Raw genomic sequence first — 19,673 nt, 5'->3', positions numbered from 1 at the left:
AATTTGCCTGAATTTCAAAAATATCAAAACATACTTACGCTTAAAGGCTTTTCCCCAAACACCATTCGCACCTATTCCATTGAGTTTGCCCAACTGCTGTACGTGCTTAAAGATTTTCCTGTACAGAAGCTTTCACCCGAAAGGCTGCAAAGCTTTTCCTGTATTGTTTTAAAGAACTGAAACTTTCCGAAAACCAAATTCATAGTCGTATAACCGTCTAAAATGGTTTGTTTTATGAATGTTTTGTGGTTGTTGCGTATAACTTTCTTGATTTTTTAGATAAAATGGATAAGAAAATACAGCTTTTGAATCTTCCGTTTTTGCATTGTCAATAAATTTTTATAAACAACAAAATACAAATTGTATATTTGTATTTTTAAATTATGCAACTGCAAACCAAGATGAAAACAATCAACGATTTTAATTTTAACAACAAAAAAGCCATTATCCGTGTAGATTTTAATGTGCCTTTAAACGATCAATTTCAAGTAACCGACGATAACCGGATTATTGCTGCAAAACCAACCATCGACAAAATTGTGAACGATGGCGGTGTTGCTATTTTAATGTCGCATTTGGGTCGTCCTAAAAACGGACCTGAAGACAAATTTTCTTTAAAGCACATTGTATCAAAAGTAGAAGAAGTTTTAGGCAGAAAAGTAACTTTTGTCAATGATTCTGTCGGGGCTAAAGTAGAAGAAATAGTTGCTTCGGCACAACCGGGTGATGTGGTTTTATTGGAAAATTTACGTTTTTACAAAGAAGAAGAAGCGGGCGATGAAGCGTTTGCAGAAAAATTGTCAAAATTAGGCGATGTGTATGTGAACGATGCTTTTGGAACAGCACATCGCGCACATGCTTCTACCACAATTGTAGCAAAATTTTTCCCGAATGATAAATGTTTCGGTTTCTTGTTAGCTAAAGAAATCGAAAGTATCGATAAAGTGTTGAATTCTACTGAAAAACCGGTAACGGCTGTTTTGGGTGGATCTAAAGTATCATCAAAAATCACCATCATCGAAAATATTTTAGATAAGGTAGATCACATGATTATTGGTGGCGGTATGATGTTTACTTTTATTAAAGCACAAGGCGGAAAGGTTGGAAATTCTATTGTTGAAGATGATAAAATGGAATTAGCATTGGAAATTTTAGAAAAAGCCAAAGCTAAAAATGTACAAATCCATATTCCTGTTGATGTGGTTGCGGCAGATGCTTTTTCTAACGATGCCAATACGCAAATTGTACCTGCAAACGAGATTCCTGTCGGATGGCAAGGGTTGGACGTGGGGCCAAAAACATTGGAACAATTCAACAAAGTAATTATGTCATCAAAAATTATTTTATGGAACGGACCTTTAGGTGTTTTTGAAATGGAAAAATTCGCTGCCGGAACCATTACATTAGGTAATTTTATTGCTGATGCCACTGCTGCCGGAACGTTCTCATTAGTTGGCGGTGGTGATTCTGTTGCCGCTGTAAAACAATTTGGCTTAGATGATAAAGTAAGTTATGTTTCCACCGGTGGTGGTGCAATGTTAGAAATGTTAGAAGGACAAACGTTACCCGGAATTGCTGCCATTTTAGAATAAGCACGTCTTTTATTATGATATTAAAGCTCGGCATTGCCGAGCTTTTTAATGATTATAAATGAATTAATAATAAAATCTATTCTTTAATCTTTCGGTAAGCATAATAAAAAATAACAGGCAATATGGTAAAAGACAATACCAAACAAATCAATAAGCCGCCAACAATCATAATGGCTAAAGGTTTTTGAATTTCTGATCCCATGCCGGTAGATAATGCCGCCGGCAATAAGCCCATGGATCCCATTAAGGCAATCATTACCACGGGGCGAATTCTGCTTTTTACACCTGAGATAATGGCTTCTTTCAACTTCATTTTATGTTTTAGGTTTTCCCTGATGATTCCAATCAGTACAATTCCGTCAATGGTTGCTACACCAAACAAAATGATAAATCCGATACCTGCAGAAATACCAAAAACGGTTCCTGTAATCCAAAGCGAAATAAATCCGCCAATAAAGGCAAATGGCAGCGTTAAAGCGGCAATTGCGGTGTCTTTCATGTTGCCAAAATTGGTATAAAGCAACAGTAAGATCAAAACCAAAGAAATGGGAACAACTAACATTAACTGTTTTGCGGCACGTTCTTTACTTTCAAATTCGCCCGCCCATTCCATGTAATTTTCTTTTGGCAAGTGCACTTCTTTTTCTACCACTTTTTTGGCTTCGTCAATTGTGCTTCCCAAATCACGGCCTTCGATGCTAAAACCAACGCCAATGTAACGGCTGTTTCCTTCTCTATAAATAAAAGCCGGACCTGTCTGGTAACCAATGGTTGCAATTTCCTGTAGCGGAATAGTTCGTCCGTTGCTTGTTGGAATAAGAATGCTGCCAATTTTTTCCGGCGTATCGCGATAGGCTTCCTGAAAGCGAAGAATTACATCAAACTGTCGGTCACTTTCATAAAATTTAGTTGCTGCCTGTCCGCCAATGGTCATTTCAATCACTGCCTGAACATCGGCTGTATTGATTCCGTATTTTGCCATTTTGGTATCACTCAACTCAATTCGTAATTCTGGTAAACCTATATTTTTATAAACATTCACATCGGTAATACCATCTACTTTATGGATAGAACTGGCTACTTTATTCGCATATTTTTCTAAATCGTACAAATCATCGCCAAAAATTTTGATGACTAACGAACTTTTTACACCGGCAACATATTCTTCTACATTGTCTTGAATGGGTTGAGAAAAGCCAAAAGTAATTCCGGGATAATGATTGAGCTTGATTCTGATTTCTTGAATGATGTCTTCTTTAGAAACGGGTCTTTTCCAATTTTTTTCGTCTTTTAACTGAACATTGAACTCGATATTAAAAAATCCGGTTGGATCTGTTCCATCGTTTGGACGACCGGTTTGCGTTAAAATAAAATCGATTTCATCTGAATCTTTTTGCATCAATGCTTTCATTTCCTTTGTCAATCGGGTTGATTCTTGCAGATTGACACTGTTGGGTAAAGTGGCACGAATGTAAATAGCGCCTTCGTTAAGTTTGGGTAAAAACTCTGATCCGTAATGAGAAAACTTCACTAAACAAATTCCTAAAATGGCAATGAAAACAGCAAGCGTTGTTTTTTTGTATCGAAAGGCTGTTGCATACATTCCGAAAATTGTTTTTTGAAAAAAACGGGTAATAAAATTTTCTTTCTCATCGATATTTTTCGTAAACAACAGTTTACACATTGCCGGAACGTAGGTTAAACTCAAAATCAAAGATCCTAACAGTGCATAACCCAACGTAAACGCAAGCGGTGTAAACATTTTACCTTCTACTTTCTGAAAAGAAAATATAGGCAATAACGCCACAATTAAAATAATCAAAGCAAAGAAAATATACGACGCCACACTGCCGGCACTTTTCTTAATCACACCCATTTTGCTCATTTTTGCAAAGCGTTCTGCACCCACCCGATGCTGCATGGTTGCCAATGCCACAAAAACGGTTTCAACGATTACCAGAGTTCCTTCTAACAATAAACCAAAATCTAACGATCCCATTGAAATGAGATTCGCCGGTAAGCCCTGAATTTTGAGCATAATGATGGCAAATAAAAACGAAAGCGGAATGACTGATGCAACAATTATTGTCGATTTCCAGTTATATAAAAAAACAAATACAATTAATGAAACCAATAAAATACCTTCGACAATATTTTTAGAAACCGTGTGAACGGTGTTATCTACCAATTTGGTTCGATCAATTACCGTTTCTATTTTTACATTTTCGGGTAAGGTTCTGGTATTTAGTTCCTCTATCTTTATTTTAAGGTTTTCAATGACTTCTGATGGATTTTCACCGCGCAGCATAATCACAATTCCTTCCACCAGATCATCGTGTTCGTTGTACCCCACTTGCCCAAGTCTGGGTTTGTTAGAAATTTCTACATCAGCAACATTTTTTATCAGAATGGGCGTAGAACCATTTAATTTGATGGTGATATTGCCAATATCTTCTATCTTATCTAATAAACCCACACCGCGAACCACATAAGCCTGATCGCCTTGCTGAATCACATCTCCGCCAACATTAATGTTAGATTTTGAAACGGCTTCATAAACGTCTAACGGTGATAAATCATAATTTTTCAGTTCGGTGGGATTGATCTTAATTTCGTAAGTTTTCTCTTCGCCGCCAAAACTCACCACATCGGCAACACCGGGCACAGAAAGCAGTTCACGCTCAATGACCCAATCTTGAATTGCCGTAACCTCTTTAATAGGCAAATCGCTTTTAATGACATATCGAAAAATCTCGCCGGTGGCCCCCGAAGGCGGTTCTATATCTGCATCGGCACCTTCTGGCAAATCAACGCCGTTTAATTTATTTGACACATATTGTTGGGCATAAAAATCGTCCACACCGTCTTCAAACTGCACCGTAACAACCGATAATCCAAACAAAGAAATGGAACGGATATTTGATTTATGTGGAATGCTGTTCATTACTTTAGAAATGGGTAAAGTCACTAACTTTTCCATTTCTTCGGCACTTCTGCCGGGCCATTGCGTAATGATTCTTGCCCGGGTATTGGTTACATCGGGGAAAGCCTCTATTGGTGTGTGTTTTAAAGCGTAAATTCCTGAGAAAAGCAAAATAATTACTGCAAATAAAACAAAAGTGGTGTTGCGTAACGAAAAAGTTACTACAGCCTGTACGAACTTTTTCATGGTTTATTTATTTAATTCTTTGTAAATAATCAAAGCATTTCTGGTAATAACCTGATCGTGTGGTTGAAATTTCTCTGAAACAAAAGTAAATTCTTCGTTCTCGGCAATTGCGGTAATTTTCTTAATTTCCAAAGTACAATCGTTTTTGTAAACCACCACATATTGCTTGTTATTCTCAAAAATTTTTGCTTTGTTTGGAATGGCAAATGCATGGTTCAGCACATTTTTTTTATTGATAATAATATCAGCACTTAAACCCGGCATTAAATTCAAATCTTGATTTTCTAAGACCACGCGGGCTTTCAGTACATGTTCGTCTTCATCAAAAACATTGTAAACCTTGTCTATTTTACCGGCATAAATGCGGTCGGGATAAGCCATTGTTCTAACTTTTACAGGATCGTTTTTCTGGATATATTGCAAATTATTGGCATAAATGTTTACCATGACCCAAACTTGTTTTAGGTTAGAAATCGAGAAAAGATTTTCGTTTGATTCTGAGGTGATTGACTGACCTACACTGATGTTTTTCTGAACAACGTAACCGTTTTTAGGTGCCAGAATCTGAAATTGACCATTGCCAATTGCCCGATACATTTTCAACGTTGCATTGATTTTTTCCATTTCAATTTGTGCCGACTGTAATTCGTGCTCCATTTCGGTAACTTCTGGTTGCGAAGCCAATCCATCGTTCAATAGTTCTTTTTTTGTTTTTATTTGTTTTTGCGTCAGATCGATCTGATTATGATAATATCGTTTTTGCTGCATCAAATCCAAAACATCGTTCGATTTTACAACAGCCAAAACCTGACCTTGTGTTACATAATCGCCCAATTCAAAAAGCACCTGATCTACGACTCCTTCTAATAAACTTTTAAATGCAACCAAATCGTTTTCATTGTATTCTACTTTGCCCGATAAGGTGAGTTGCTCGTGAATGGGTTGCTCTTTTATCGGAACCATTTCTGTTGTTTTTTTTAATTGTTCGTTCAAACAAAATTTGTTTTCCTGTGCAACCTCTTTCTCAGTTTCTTGTTTGTTGCAACCACTTAAAATCAATGTGAAAGCAGCTAAAAAATAAAAAGTTTTTTTCATATTATAAATCTTCTCCAACGATATAATTTAACTCTTCGAATGTGTTTTGATACGTTTCCAATAACTCTAAATAAGCTTCTTGCGATTCCCTGTAAGCTTGTGTAAAATCGATAAATTCTAACAAGGTTACTTGTTTATTTTGCAGATGCTTTTTATAATTATCGATCATTTTTAACTGATCCTCACTGTTTAGATTTTTCCACTGCGTTAGTGATTTTTGAAGTGCAGAAAGCTGATTTTGAAGTTTAGAAATAGAATGATCTACCTCTGAAAACAAAGCATTTTGAGCTGTTTTTTGTTGTTCTACATTGATTTGTGCCGATTTTATATTTCCTTTGTTCTGATCAAAAACGGGTAGATTAAAACTTACGCCCACCCCGACAAAATCGCGCATAATGTTTCCGCCACGGTCATAATTTACCTGAAAAGTCAAATCGGGAACACGCTGTGCTTTTTCTAAAACCAATTGTTTTTCGGTTAAATTAATCTGATTGCTTTGACGCTTTAAACCAACATTTTGTTCTTTAGCGATTTCTTTCACATTAAATGGAATTTCTCGTGCAGAATGATCAAAAATTGAAAAGTCGATTTCATCTACAGCCAAATCATTATTCTGAGTCAAAATCCGCAACTTTGTTAGCAGTTCTGTTTCATCGTTTTGCAATTCGATTTGATCTTTTTGCAACGCAATCAGTTCTGTTTGTAAGCGATAAAAATCGGCTTTAGGCACATTATTTAAATTTGCCTGTTTTTGATATTGTTGATTCATTTGAGAAAATAAATCAATGCCGTTATGCAGTTGCTGTTTTACTTTTTGAATTTTTGCCAAAGAAAAATACGTTTGCCGAAGCTCTTTTTTTAATTGCCGCATCAATTCTTCATAATCAAACAAGGCGTTGTTTTTCTCTAATTCTTTAAGGGCAATTCGCTTTCTTCGTTTTCCTGCGGTTTCGATCATTTGTTCTAAATCGACCGAAATCTGCTGATTTTTGCCATATTTCCCGAACAAATAAGGTTGTTCTTCGATTTGATACGTTTTCCAAAGATTGACTTCAGAAATGCTCAGCGTGGGATTGCTCCATAACTTGGTTTGTATCATTTCGGCATCCACTTTATCAACTTCGTATTTATTTGCAATCAACAAATAATTTTTCTGTAGAAAAGCTGCTTCTAAATGTTCTAAAGTTATTTTTTGTGCCTGTGTTTGCAGTGTAAAAACAATAGAAATTGCCGTAAAATAAATTTTATTCACTTTCAAATCATTTAAGATTCAAAAGTAGGCACAGCACATTAAGGAGATTTTTAAGGTAGATTAGAATTGCATTAGAAAGTTGTTGCTTTTATGTTGTGGATATTTTTCAGTTCGAGTAGGCGATACTATCGTGAGTCGAGAACTTCTCGATACGATTTTCGTAAAAATTTATTCGAAGTGACGAGCCTTACGACTTAAAAAACCAACTGAACAACGGTTCCTTTAGGATTATTTGGAACAATTTCTAAATCTATTTGATGAAGCGTGAAAATAATATGTGCCATAGAAAGTCCAATTCCCTTTCCCTGAAATTCTTGCGTGTTTTTGCCCCGGAAAAAGTTTTGTTTAATTTGCTTAAGATCTGTTTCTAAAATTCCGATTCCTACATCGGAAATATGAATTTGCAAACGATTTCCGATTTCTAAAAATTGTATTAAAACAGGTTGGTTATTCGAATATTTTATGGCGTTGCCCAGTAAATTATTTAAGGCAACTTCTAATAATTTTTCGTTTCCCTGAATGGTTAACAATTGATTGTTTTTTACTTGCAAATCTACATTTATTCGCGCTTTATGATACAAAATGGCATTTTCTATCACATGCCAAACCACTTCATCAATACGAACCGGTTGAAACTCGAAACTGGTTTTTGCGCCTGAAAGCAACATCATCTGGTCTAAGGTTTCCTGCAAATCGTTTATATATTGTTTTAGTTGCACCATTACGTTTGCATATTCTTCGAGCGTTCGTTTTTTATGATTGGTAACTTCCAGAGTTCCTAACAAAGCGGTAATAGGCGTGCGTAATTCGTGCGAAACATAATCGATAAAATTCTTTTGAATAGTGAATGTTTGCGCCATTCGATCGATAAAATGATTGTAAGAAACCACTAGGTCCTGAATTTCGGTATAGGTATCGTTCGAAGAAAGTGGTTGGGTAAAATTGTTATTATCCCGCTCTTTAATTTGATTGATGATATTGGTTAAGGGCTGAAAAGCAAACTTTCCTAAAAAACGAGAAAACAGGTAAATTAACAGCACGCCAACCACAAACACAATGATTAAAATTTGGAGCAAAGTAAAAAGCTGCTGGTTAAAATCGGTTTTAATTTCTCGTGTAATTACAACAAAATCACCCTCGTTATCTTTGTAAAACAGGCTGTTGTAAAAATAGTCGTCGGTTATCAGATTGTTTTCTAAATGTAATCGGGTTTTGTTTAAAAAATCTTCAGATATTATGTTGTTTTCTAACACCATTTCACCTTTAGCCAAAATATTTTCTTCGTTAAAAACAGCAATATTTTTACGCGAGATCGATTTTCGTAACTGATCTTTAATAGTTTCTCTTTCTACGTGCCCCACCTCGTCTGCTTCCAAATAATAAATCGCCGCTAAAAGGGTTTTGTTTTTTAAGGAAAGTAATTCATTCTGTTCCATTTTTTTATAAAAAGAAATATAAATGGCAGCAGAAGCAACAAAAATAACTACTGAAAAAATAGCAACCGAATAAAGCGATAAACGAAGTTTTAGATTCATAATATCTTATTTAAACATATAACCCACACCTTTTACGGTGTGTATATATTTTTTGTTTTCGTTTTCAAGCTTGTTTCTTAAATAAGAAATGTACACATCTACCACATTGGTATGATTATCAAAGGTTATTCCCCAAACGGTATTTAAAATTTGAGCTCTTGAAACGGTTTTGTTTGCATTTTCAATAAGATAAATCAGCAATTTATATTCGCGCGGCGATAACTCTATTTCTTTGTTCTCTTGAAAAACCTTGTATTGATTCTGGTCTATTTTTAATGAGCCAAATGTTAGTACCGCCGAAGGAATTTCTTGTTGCTGATAACTTGTCCGGCGTGTTAATGCCTTAATGCGCGACAATAATTCGTCAAAGTGAAAAGGTTTGGTAATGTAATCATCAGCACCGTAATCTAATGCCGAAATTTTATCCTGTACCGCATTTAAGGCACTGAGCATTAAAATGGGAGCATAGATTTTTTTAAAACGCAACGTTTGTACCAATTGAATGCCGTCCATTCCCGGAAGCATGATGTCGCAAATAATCAAATCCCATTCTATCGAAATAAAATTCTCTAAAACATCTTCTGCCGATTTACATAAAGTAACCAGATAGCCGCTTTCTTCTAATCCTTTGATTAAGAAATCGCTGATTCGTTTATCATCTTCTACAACAAGTATTTGCATTATAAAAATTTTATCAAAAATAGATTTTTTATAGTTAGTAAAAAAGAAAAAGCAAGTTATATAACTTGCTTTAGCAGATAAAAACACCCCTTTCGTTACATTAACACTCCGTTTTTGTAATTATTACAAGACCAATTTAAGAATTACTTTAAGATAGTGTGTTATCAGATAATTATATGATTTTAAAAAAATCTTTAATTGAGCGAATGTTATCAATAATGGTGTATTTTCCGATGTGTTTGCGTAATTTTACGGTAAACTATGATTTTTCAATGAAACAGATTGTTTGGTATCTATTTTTATTATTTGTTGTTTTAAGCTGCAAAAAAAACGAAGTGTCGGTGGTGCGTTTACATCCCTCTTTCGGCGATAGAAACGAAGTAGTACTTGTGCTTGATGACAGTTTGTGGATTGGCTCGTTTGGTGACAGCATTCGTTCTCATTTGGCAAGAACCACAACCATTAGCGGCAACACCGAACCTATTTTTACGTTACTGCAGTTAGATCCTAAAATATTTACAAGCAAAGCCAAATTAGCCCGAAACATTGTGCTTTTTTCGACCAATAACCAATACGAATTTTTATTGCAGAAAAGCGTTTATGCCACGCCGCAAAATTTCTTTTTTTTGCGTGCTGAAAATACCGAAGATCTTTTAAAAATGTTTAAGAAAAACGCCGACTCTATTGCTTCGGTTTTTAAAGCATCTGAATTGAACGAAGAAATGCACCAGGTGGTTAGAGCTTCTACCCATAATTTAAACGAATTAAAAGACTTTTTTGGCTGTACGTTAAAAATCCCCGATAACTATCATTTGCAGGTACAAGACGAATTTCCTTTCTTGTGGTATCAAAGGGATCTTCCGTCGGGAAACATCAATCTTGTGCTTTATGAATTTCCCATTACGGAAATCGAAAACGATAAAGGTTCTGTAGAAAATCACCTATTGCAAGCCCGAAATTTTATTGGCGAAGAGTTTATGAAAACCGCAAAAGATCAAGCGTATATCACTACCTCTACAGAGATAAAATATACCATTACTAAAGAAACGCTTCAAAATTTGCCGGCATACAGAATAACGGGAAATTGGGAAACGGTAAACGATTATTTAAAAGGACCTTTTATATGTTATGCCATTCGTGATGATTATTACAAACGGTATTTATTTATCGAAGGATACATCAACAATCCTTTTAAACAAAAAGGTGAACAAATTTTAGAAGCAGAGGCTATTATAAAATCAATCAACTTTAATGAAAATTGAAATTAAAACATTTGATGAGCTCACACCGCTTGAACTTTACCAGATTTTAGAATTGAGAAACAACGTTTTTGTCGTAGAACAAAATTGTGCCTATCTTGATACCGATGGATGCGATCAAAAAGCCCATCATTTATTAATCTGGAAGGATGAGGTACTGGCAGCTTACACCCGTATCATAAAACCCGGAATTAAATATGAAACAAGCAGTATTGGCAGAGTAGTGGTGCATGCAAAATACCGCAATTTAAAGCTGGGACACCTTTTAATGGAACACGCAGTTAAAGCGGTTGGGGAGATACACAAAACCGGAACCATAACCATTTCTGCACAAGCGCATTTACAACGGTTTTACAGTAAACACGGTTTTGAAACGGTTTCCGAAGAATATATGGAAGACGATATTCCGCATGTTAAAATGGTTAGGGATTGAGAGATTTGAAGGGGAGAGATGTCTTTAGATTTGTGGAACGGTTACTAATGTTAACACCAATTGTTTTTTCTCAAGGTATGTCGTTGTGCAAAATATGTCCAATTAATTCTCTGTTTTTGAAATACATTACTATTTGATGTCCGAAACTGTCTTTTGCAAGTGGTTTCTCTTTTAAGTCAGTCTTCCCGTTATAGAATATGTCTCCAGAAAATTCCCATTCCAATTTTTCAATTCCAACATTCATTGATTGTTTGTCTGGCTTGCCATAAATGTCAATTGCTTTTTGTTTTGTATCACCAAGTTTAAACCCTTTGTCAGAAGTAAAATAGACTGAACTGATTTTTGTGGTTTGTTTTAGGAAACCATCAAAATCTTGTTGTTTTTGTTTTTCTGATGCAACTTCTCCACTGTCAATATGCAGTTCCATTCTATTGATTAAATCAGTTGGCATATCATTGGTGTAAAAATGATAAATTACCATTCGGTGATCGTCTGTATAAAGCTCAAAAACAAGCGTTTGTTTTAAAGTGTCGTTACCAAACCAAGCTTTGTCATAAGAGTAGCTTTGTCCACTTTGTTTTTTATATGAAGAATTATTACTTGTTTTGTCAATAAGCATTTCATTTGTTACAGGATAGTCGTCAACGACAAATCTCTTGATAGTGTCAGAAATAGAAACAACGTTTATTTGTTTGGGTTTTAGAATAGTGTCAATTGTAACAGAGTCAAACTTTACAAGTTCGTTTTTAATAGTTGTTTCAGTCCTATTGTTACAAGATAAAAGTCCAAATGAAATGATAATTGTCAAAGTTTGTAGTGTTGTCATACAATTGGTGCTAATACTCAAATTTGCAAAACTAATCGAAATTTCAAAATATCATTTATATAACCGCCTAATAGGTGTTATTTGTGATAAACCTAAAGATTTTATGCTATGCCGACAAAACAAAGCTAAAAGTTATTGGACGATTGTGTTTTTATTCGGGTTTTATTTTCACGATTTTATTTTCACGAATAATAACAAGTTCGCTATTTTTGGCTTTTTTAAACTCAATTAGTTTTTCGTAAACTTTTTCAAGCCCTTTTAAGATTTTATTTTTCTCGTCAATATGTTTTTCAGTTGTTGTCATAGTAATTTTTTAAAAGATTAAATTTCTCTTGATTTACAATGTTTAATTCAGTGTGAATTTGTTTGTCTGCTAAAAGTTCGTGTTGTTCCTCTGAATTATCAAAGATAAATGCACTGTCAACAATCGGCAGATAAATTTCAAACAAATTTTTTATTCCTTTGATGTATCTTCTTCCAATTATTTTGGGTTCAATGTTATGTTCACCCTCTGAAACTCGAATTTTTACACGCTCTTTGGCTAATTCTATGTTTTGAAGCCAAAAGAATAACAGCGTTATTCGATATCCCTTTTCTTTTGCTTCTGCTATTTTGTTTTTGTAACTTCTTGTTGATAGTGTGGTTTCAAATGCAAAATTTACGTTTTCTGAAAGTAATTCGTTAATTCTGTTAACATTATGCGAACTGCCTCAAACGAAACTTTTTCGGGTTGAAAGGGCGACAATCCTTTTGCAATTTCATCAGCATTGACAAACTCTTTACAATCCAATATTTCAGGTAAAATGGTAAATGAAGCTGTTGTTTTTCCTGCTCCGTTACAACCTGCAATTATGTAAAGTTTTTTACCACTCATAGTTACAAATTTACAAAACTATTCCAAATAGCCTAATAAATCTTCCTGTTCTAAAATTCTTTAAATAAAAAACAAATTAAACATTTGTTTAAATTAAACGTTTGTTTAACTTTGCGTCGATTTTTGATAAAATTGAATATAATGAACGAGAAACAGCAGGAAATTTTAAATGCAGCCGAGAAATTGTTTGAAGAAAAAGGCTTCGACGGAACTTCGGTACGCGATATTGCCAAAGAAGCAAATGTAAACCTGGCAATGATTTCGTATTATTTTGGTTCAAAAGACAAACTCCTCGAAACCTTGTTTGAAACTCGGTTAGACAATTTCAGGATCAATTACGAATTAATTTTTGATAAAGATTTTACTGCTTTTGAAAGTTTAGAAAAGCTGGTACACGTTTATGTAAAAACAATGAATCAGAATGCCGGTGTTTATAAAATTCTGTCTGTTGAGGGCGGTATAAAAAAACGCCTCATTAATTCTGATTCGTTTACCAAAATTAAAAAATTCAATTTAGAATTGGTTTCTAAAGTGCTTCAAAAGGGTATCAATGCCGGTGTTTTCAATAAAACCGTTTCTCCAGTGCTTCTGCACTCTACAATGATGGGGACTTTTATGAATTTTCAAATGAACCGTTCGTTTCTTCAAAATGTTTTAGCAATAACATCAGATGAAGCATATAATCAATACATCGAAAATCAATTAGCAAATCATATTCACAGAACAATTAAAGCGCTTTTAATTTATGAAGACTAAATGGGCGTGGCTTGGTGCGTGTGTTATTATGGGAAATTTATCGGTTTTTGCACAAGATAAATCCCTAAGCATACAAGAAGCCATTCAGTTAGCAGCAACGCAAAGTAAAGAAGCTAAAGCCGCCGATACAAAAGTTTCGGGCAAAAAATTAGAGCTTGGTGTTACTAAAAACAAACAGTTGCCGGATGCCAGTATCAGCGGACAATTCGCCGTTCTTTCTACACCCGACATCAATTTAAGAATTCCGTTAGGCGATGAAGGAGGAGGTGCTCCCGACATTAAAGCCAACCAAATGATGTTGGCACAGGCAAATGTTTCGATGCCTTTATATGCCGGCGGAAAAATCAGGAACGGCATTCACATTGCCGAAACAGCAGTCGAAGCCGAACAGTTTGCCGCATTAAACACCAAAGAGCAATTGGCATCGCAGTCGATAAAGTTGTATGTGGCATTGTACAAAGCACAGCAAACGGCTAAACTAATGCAAGAAAACATTAAACGTGCCGAACAGCAGGTAGCCGATTTTAAGGCAATGGAAGAAAACGGATTGATTGCCCGAAACGATTTGCTGAAAAGCGAACTGCAATTGTCTAATTATCAGGTTGCGTTGCAAGAAGCCGTTAAAAATGTAAATGTGGTCAATTATCAGTTGGTAACTCTTTTACAATTAGACGAAAATACGCACATCGACGCTATTAATTTCTCGAACGAAGAAAATCTTTTGACCGAAGATTTTACGGTAGAAAGCGCTTTAAGCAGCCGAAACGATTTAAAGATGCTTGAAGCACAGCACAAAATCGCTGCAGATCAGTTAAAGATTTCTAAAGCAGATTATTTGCCAAGTGTTGCTTTAACCGGAGGTTACATTGCAGCCGATGTTAAAAACGTTATTGCCATTACAAATGCAGTAAACGTGGGTATTGGTCTTTCGTATGATTTGGGTTCATTGTACAAAAACAAAAAAAACGTTGCAGTTGCCAAGCACCGCATTGCCGAAGTTGAAGAACAGATAGAAATAGCAAACGATCGTGTAAAAATCCAGGTACAGCAGGCAAACGAGAATTTTCATCTGGCACAAAGCCAGGAAAAAGTGTATGCACAGGCGGTAACGCAGGCAAATGAAAATTACCGGATCGTAAAAGATAAATACGACAACGGCGTTGCCGATACCGACGATTTGTTAGAAGCAGATGTACAGCAGCTTCAGAGCCAAATCAACGAAGCGGTTTCAAAAGCAAATGTAATTGAAAAATATTACGACTTATTATTAGTAAACGGTCAATTAATTTCAAAATAAGATTCACATAAAAATGGATAAAAGTATAGCAGACAGTGCAGCAAAAAATCCAATGAACAAAAAATTTATGTTCATATTTGCGGCTTTAATTTTAGTGGGCGGTTCTTACGGAACTTACAAATACATTCACAGCCAGGCACATGAAACAACAGACGATGCACAGGTAGAAAAAAATATGAGTCCGATTATTCCTCGTGTAGGCGGATATGTTTCAAAGGTTTTTGTTAAAGACAACGATTTGGTAAAAAAAGGCGATACGTTGTTTGTTATTGACAGTCAGGATTATTTGGTAAAAGTTCAGGAAGCACAGGCAGCATTGCTTGCAGCAGAAAGTTCTTTTGAAGTTTCAAAAGCAGATGTTTCGGCAACATCGGCAAATGTGGCAATATCAGATGCAACGGTTCAATCGAATTCACAAAGCATCGAAATGGCTCAGATCCGTGCCAAACAAGCAACGAACGATTATCAGCGTTACGAGAATCTGTATAAAAATCATTCCATCACCAAACAGCAGTACGAGCAGGCTTTAACTGCAAAATTAGAAGCAGAAAAACAAGTTGAGGTGTTAAAACAACAACGCAACGCAAGTGCTTCGCAACGCAATGCCGTGGTAAGCAAAACAGCAGTAGCTTCTAAACAAACATCGGTGGCACAGGCAAATATAGAACGTGCCAAAGCCACTTTAGAAGCTGCCAGATTAAATCTGTCGTACACGGTAATCACCGCTTCGGTTGACGGTCAGGTATCCAATGTAAAAATCCAGCCGGGACAAATGGTAAATCCGGGAGCGGCTTTGTTTTATATTGTTGATAATACCGAAACCTGGGTAGTTGCCAATTTTAAAGAAACCCAATTAAACAAAATGCGCTTGGGACAAAAAGTTGAAATTAAAATAGATGCGTATCCCGATGCACCTTTTGAGGGCGAAGTAAATTCGTTTTCACCGGCAACAGGATCTCGTTTTTCATTACTTCCGCCCGATAATGCAACAGGGAACTTTGTAAAAACGGTACAACGCATTCCGGTAAAAATAAAACTGACAAAAAATAATCAAACAGAAAACATTTCTTTATTGCGTCCGGGAATGAACGCAGATGTTGATGTGCACGTAGGTTAATATGGAAACAGCTTCATTACAACAAGACAGTTTGGTAGAATACGGCTTTCGCAGGGTAATTATTACCATTACCGCCGTACTCTGTGCCTTATTGGAAATTGTTGATACAACCATTGTAAACGTGGCCTTAAACGATATGAAAGGATCGTTAGGTGCTACGCTGACCGATGTTGCCTGGGTAATTACCGCGTATGCCATTGCCAATGTAATTGTAATACCAATGACCAGCTGGCTTTCGCAACAGTTTGGGCGTAGAAATTATTTTGCGGCATCGATCATTATTTTCACGACAGCATCGTTTTTGTGTGGTAATGCCACAAATATCTGGGAGCTGGTTTTTTTCCGGTTTATTCAGGGTATGGGCGGTGGTGCATTGCTGGTAACGGCACAAACCATTATTACCGAAAGTTATCCACCGGCAAAACGGGGAATGGCACAGGCAATTTACGGTATGGGTGTAATTGTTGGTCCTACATTGGGGCCGCCATTAGGAGGATACATTATCGATAACTTCTCATGGCCTTATATTTTTTACATTAATGTTCCTTTGGGAATCATTGCTACGTTATTGACTTTATCATTTGTTCGCAGTCCTAAATACGAAGGATCAAAAAAACAATCGGTCAAAGAAGTAGATTGGTGGGGAATGGTGTTTTTAATTATGTTTATCGGTTCGTTACAATTTGTTTTAGAACACGGTCAGCAAGACGATTGGTTTGAAGATAGAACTATTTTAACGCTTTCAATTTTATCGGCAGTAGGTTTGTTTTTATTTATCTGGCGCGAATTGGTATATGAAAACCCTATTGTAAACCTTAGGGTGCTTAAAGACAAAAACCTGCAGGTGGGAACCGTAATGAGTTTTATTCTTGGTTTTGGTCTTTTCGGTTCCACCTTTATCATTCCCATTTACACCCAGTCTATTTTAGGATGGCCTGCAACCGATGCAGGTATGTTGTTGATACCAAGTTCCATAATGACCGGAATAATGATGCCGTTCATCGGTAAAATGATTCAAAACGGTGTTCCTCAAAAATACATGGTCGCTTTAGGGTTGTGTGTTTTCTTTGGATTTTCATTCATTATGTACAGTCGTATTACAAACGATACTGGTTCAGAACACATGTTTTGGCCTTTGATTCTTCGAGGAGTTGGTTTAGGTTTGCTCTTTGTACCTGTAATGACGCTTTCGCTTTCCACCTTAAAAGGCAAAGCTATCGGAGAAGGCGCATCGTTTACGGGAATGATGCGGCAATTGGGCGGATCGTTCGGTATTGCGTTGATTACTACGTTTATCTCGCGCGATTCACAACATCACAGAGTTAATCTGATTTCACATTTAGATGAAACAAAATTTGAAGTACAGCAACGGATTTTACAATTACAGCAAAGCTTTATAGCAAAAGGATATTCAACAAACGAAGCGTTAGGCAAGGCACATCAGATTATAGAAGGTTCGGTTATGAAACAGGCAACGATTCTTTCTTATATGGATGTTTTCTTGTACTTAGGTGTGTTGTTTTTAATTTGTGTACCTTTTGTATTAATGATTAAACAAGGTAAAACAATAGTAGATACTTCTTCCATACATTAATTTTTAAGTTTTTTTATAGAACGAGATGTGGTAAACACATCTCGTTTTTTGTTTTATAATTCTTCTTTACCTCCCAATTAAGAACACAAAAAGCAACACAATCCCAAAAAGCGTTTCAAAAAATTCTAAATAAATTGAATTTTCTCTCTTTTTATAATTATTTTAGTTCTTTGGTTTTATCACATAAAACGTTAAGAGTTTATACAGCTCTGTGAAAATATAGTATCTTTACACAAATTTTTTATTAATTAAAACTTAACAACGAAAGTTGTTCAATATATATGGCATGTACAAATTGTTCTACTAAAACAAACGATTCTGGCATTCCAAAAGGTTGTGGTAGCAAAGGTTCGTGCGGAACCGAAAGCTGCAATAAATTAAGCGTATTCGATTGGTTATCGAATATGCACTATCCTTCGGGATTTGAACCTTTTGATGTGGTCGAAGTACGTTTTAAAAACGGTAGAAAAGACTTTTATAAAAACACCGATAAATTATCGTTGCAAATTGGCGATGTGGTTGCAACCGAAGCCAGCCCCGGGCACGATATAGGTGTGATAACTTTAACGGGTGAACTGGTTAAGGTTCAAATGAAAAAGAAAAAGGTAAATCCTTATGGTGATACCTTGAAAATATACCGCAAAGCAACACAGAAAGATATTGATATCTGGAGCGAGGCACGCAAACGTGAAGAGCCTATGAAGGTACGTGCACGCGAGATTGCTATTGAATTAAAACTGGAAATGAAAATTTCGGATATCGAATTTCAAGGTGATGCTTCAAAAGCAACCTTTTATTACACGGCGAATGACCGGGTAGATTTTCGTCAGTTGATTAAAGAATTTGCACGGGAATTCAATACCCGGATCGAAATGAAACAGGTGGGTTTTCGTCAGGAAGCAGCCCGCTTGGGAGGAATTGGGTCGTGCGGACGCGAATTGTGCTGTTCTACCTGGCTCACCGATTTTAGAAGCGTAAACACTGCCGCAGCGCGTTATCAGCAATTGTCATTAAATCCGCAAAAATTAGCCGGGCAATGCGGTAAGCTGAAATGTTGTTTGAATTATGAATTAGACACGTATCTGGATGCTTTAAAAGGCATGCCGGACACCGATACCAAATTGCTTACTAAAAACGGAGAGGCTTATTGCCAGAAAATCGATATTTTTAAAGAAGTCATGTGGTTTGCCTATCCAACGAATAATGCCAATTGGTATAAAATCGGAGTGGCACAGGTAAAAGAAATCATAGCATTAAACAAACAAGGACAAATCATTGATACTATCGAAGATTATGTTTTTGAAGAAGAAAGCACAGTTTCATTGCAAAGTGTAGTTGCCGAAGACAGTTTATCCCGTTTCGATCAGCCAAAACGTAAAAAACGTCCTACCCGAAACAAAAAAACAAATAAGGTAGCCGCTGATTCATCGGGGAAACCAACCGTAGAGAAAGATAAAAAACCTTTACGATCAAACAATGCGGCACCAACTGAACAAAAAACATCGAGAAAACCACAAAGAAATAATCAGCCAAAAACCGCAAATAGAAATCCAGCGGAAAAGCCTAAACAAACCGTGCCAAATAACAAGCCGGTACAGGAAAATAACACGGCAAACAACAATAAAAACCAGGCACGTAAAAAGAATTTTAGAAGACCAAACAAAAATAACGGAAACAAACCAAACAAAAACTCCGATGGTAATAAACAATAAAAGAACATTCTTTAAAATTGTTGCTTTATCAGCAATGGCGGTACTTACAGCTTGTAATTCTACCGATTTTTTCAATGAATACCAGTCGCTGCCAGATGGTTGGAAAAAAAGCGAACCGTTAGTATTTGATTTTGAATCGTTAGATACGATTACTAAGCACAACGCTTATCTGAATATTCGAACCACAAACGAGTATCCTTACAGCAATTTGTTTGTTATCATAAAAATGTTTCCGCCTGAAGGAACGCCAACCGTTGATACGTTGCAATATCAAATGGCAAATCCCGATGGTAAAATGTTGGGAACAGGATTTACCGATATAAAAGAACATAAGCTTTTTTGGCGTGAAAACATCACCTTTAAAAAACAGGGAATTTATAAAATTGAGGTAGAACACGCCATACGGAAGTTAAACGAACTAAAGGGCGATGAGGTGTTAAAAGGCGTTTCTGAAATTGGTTTACAAGTACAATAATTCATA

At 35.9% G+C, this 19,673-nt stretch carries 16 protein-coding genes and 2 pseudogenes; 10 read left to right on the top strand and 8 right to left on the bottom strand.

What is annotated here, in order from left to right; translation table 11 throughout:
• Both BLW20_RS14760 and BLW20_RS07765 read left to right on the top strand, forming a co-directional pair.
• A pseudogene (locus BLW20_RS14760) lies at positions 1 to 180 on the top strand (tyrosine-type recombinase/integrase); the annotation flags it as partial.
• 221 nt (positions 181 to 401) lie between these two features.
• Positions 402 to 1,592 carry a phosphoglycerate kinase gene (locus BLW20_RS07765; RefSeq protein WP_091098621.1) on the top strand — a complete coding sequence of 397 codons (1,191 nt, stop codon included), beginning with the start codon at positions 402 to 404 and terminating at the stop codon, positions 1,590 to 1,592.
• Positions 1,593 to 1,668: 76 nt separating this feature from the next.
• Here BLW20_RS07765 and BLW20_RS07760 read toward each other — a convergent pair whose 3' ends face one another.
• From BLW20_RS07760 to BLW20_RS07740, 5 genes are all read right to left on the bottom strand, one after another.
• On the bottom strand, positions 1,669 to 4,761 hold the full coding sequence (locus BLW20_RS07760; RefSeq protein WP_091098608.1) for an efflux RND transporter permease subunit: 3,093 nt from the start codon (positions 4,759 to 4,761) through the stop codon (positions 1,669 to 1,671).
• Between the two features lie 3 nt (positions 4,762 to 4,764).
• The gene (locus BLW20_RS07755) at positions 4,765 to 5,856 is read right to left on the bottom strand and encodes an efflux RND transporter periplasmic adaptor subunit (RefSeq protein ID WP_091098604.1); all 1,092 of its coding nucleotides are present in this window, start codon (positions 5,854 to 5,856) and stop codon (positions 4,765 to 4,767) included.
• 1 nt (position 5,857) lies between these two features.
• A complete protein-coding gene (locus tag BLW20_RS07750) occupies positions 5,858 to 7,108 on the bottom strand; it encodes a TolC family protein (protein ID WP_143037757.1) in 1,251 nt (416 codons plus the stop codon).
• Between the two features lie 194 nt (positions 7,109 to 7,302).
• The gene (locus BLW20_RS07745) at positions 7,303 to 8,643 is read right to left on the bottom strand and encodes a sensor histidine kinase (protein WP_245725293.1); all 1,341 of its coding nucleotides are present in this window, start codon (positions 8,641 to 8,643) and stop codon (positions 7,303 to 7,305) included.
• 6 nt (positions 8,644 to 8,649) lie between these two features.
• On the bottom strand, positions 8,650 to 9,324 hold the full coding sequence (locus BLW20_RS07740) for a response regulator transcription factor (protein ID WP_091098594.1): 675 nt from the start codon (positions 9,322 to 9,324) through the stop codon (positions 8,650 to 8,652).
• A 272-nt stretch (positions 9,325 to 9,596) separates the two neighbouring features.
• On the opposite strand from BLW20_RS07740, the gene BLW20_RS07735 reads away from it, so the two are divergent.
• Together BLW20_RS07735 and BLW20_RS07730 are read left to right on the top strand one after the other, a co-directional pair.
• Positions 9,597 to 10,586, top strand: coding sequence for a DUF4837 family protein (locus BLW20_RS07735; RefSeq protein WP_177165054.1), 990 nt, complete (start codon positions 9,597 to 9,599; stop codon positions 10,584 to 10,586).
• Complete coding sequence (locus BLW20_RS07730) at positions 10,576 to 11,016, top strand: GNAT family N-acetyltransferase (RefSeq protein WP_091098587.1); 441 nt, start codon at positions 10,576 to 10,578, stop codon at positions 11,014 to 11,016. Before BLW20_RS07735 ends, BLW20_RS07730 begins: the two co-directional genes overlap by 11 nt.
• Before the next feature lie 70 nt (positions 11,017 to 11,086).
• Here BLW20_RS07730 and BLW20_RS07725 read toward each other — a convergent pair whose 3' ends face one another.
• The 3 genes and pseudogenes from BLW20_RS07725 to BLW20_RS07720 form a co-directional block, all read right to left on the bottom strand.
• On the bottom strand, positions 11,087 to 11,842 hold the full coding sequence (locus BLW20_RS07725) for a hypothetical protein (RefSeq protein WP_091098584.1): 756 nt from the start codon (positions 11,840 to 11,842) through the stop codon (positions 11,087 to 11,089).
• Between the two features lie 151 nt (positions 11,843 to 11,993).
• A complete protein-coding gene (locus tag BLW20_RS14680; RefSeq protein WP_177165053.1) occupies positions 11,994 to 12,146 on the bottom strand; it encodes a hypothetical protein in 153 nt (50 codons plus the stop codon).
• Positions 12,133 to 12,716 (bottom strand): annotated as a pseudogene (locus BLW20_RS07720) (zeta toxin family protein). Before BLW20_RS07720 ends, BLW20_RS14680 begins: the two are co-directional and overlap by 14 nt.
• Positions 12,717 to 12,857: 141 nt before the next feature.
• Between BLW20_RS07720 and BLW20_RS07715 the strand changes: the two are divergent.
• From BLW20_RS07715 to BLW20_RS07690, 6 genes are all read left to right on the top strand, one after another.
• A complete protein-coding gene (locus tag BLW20_RS07715; RefSeq protein ID WP_091098581.1) occupies positions 12,858 to 13,472 on the top strand; it encodes a TetR family transcriptional regulator in 615 nt (204 codons plus the stop codon).
• The gene (locus BLW20_RS07710) at positions 13,462 to 14,769 is read left to right on the top strand and encodes a TolC family protein (protein WP_091098579.1); all 1,308 of its coding nucleotides are present in this window, start codon (positions 13,462 to 13,464) and stop codon (positions 14,767 to 14,769) included. Before BLW20_RS07715 ends, BLW20_RS07710 begins: the two co-directional genes overlap by 11 nt.
• A gap of 13 nt (positions 14,770 to 14,782) precedes the next feature.
• Positions 14,783 to 15,886 (top strand): HlyD family secretion protein, encoded by a 1,104-nt coding sequence (locus BLW20_RS07705; RefSeq protein ID WP_245725292.1) that lies wholly within the window; start codon positions 14,783 to 14,785, stop codon positions 15,884 to 15,886.
• Position 15,887: 1 nt separating this feature from the next.
• Positions 15,888 to 17,480, top strand: coding sequence for an MDR family MFS transporter (locus tag BLW20_RS07700; protein WP_091098576.1), 1,593 nt, complete (start codon positions 15,888 to 15,890; stop codon positions 17,478 to 17,480).
• Positions 17,481 to 17,761: 281 nt separating this feature from the next.
• Complete coding sequence (locus BLW20_RS07695) at positions 17,762 to 19,192, top strand: PSP1 domain-containing protein (RefSeq protein WP_091098572.1); 1,431 nt, start codon at positions 17,762 to 17,764, stop codon at positions 19,190 to 19,192.
• Positions 19,176 to 19,667 (top strand): gliding motility lipoprotein GldH, encoded by a 492-nt coding sequence (locus tag BLW20_RS07690; protein WP_091098568.1) that lies wholly within the window; start codon positions 19,176 to 19,178, stop codon positions 19,665 to 19,667. The genes BLW20_RS07695 and BLW20_RS07690 overlap by 17 nt, the downstream gene beginning before the upstream one ends.
• The last annotated feature ends 6 nt before the right edge of the window (positions 19,668 to 19,673 follow it).

The sequence above is a fragment of the Paenimyroides marinum genome (assembly GCF_900108395.1).
Classification (GTDB): domain Bacteria; phylum Bacteroidota; class Bacteroidia; order Flavobacteriales; family Flavobacteriaceae; genus Flavobacterium; species Flavobacterium marinum.
Note: the sequence above shows the minus strand (reverse complement) of the source record. Positions and strands in the feature narration are given on the sequence as shown.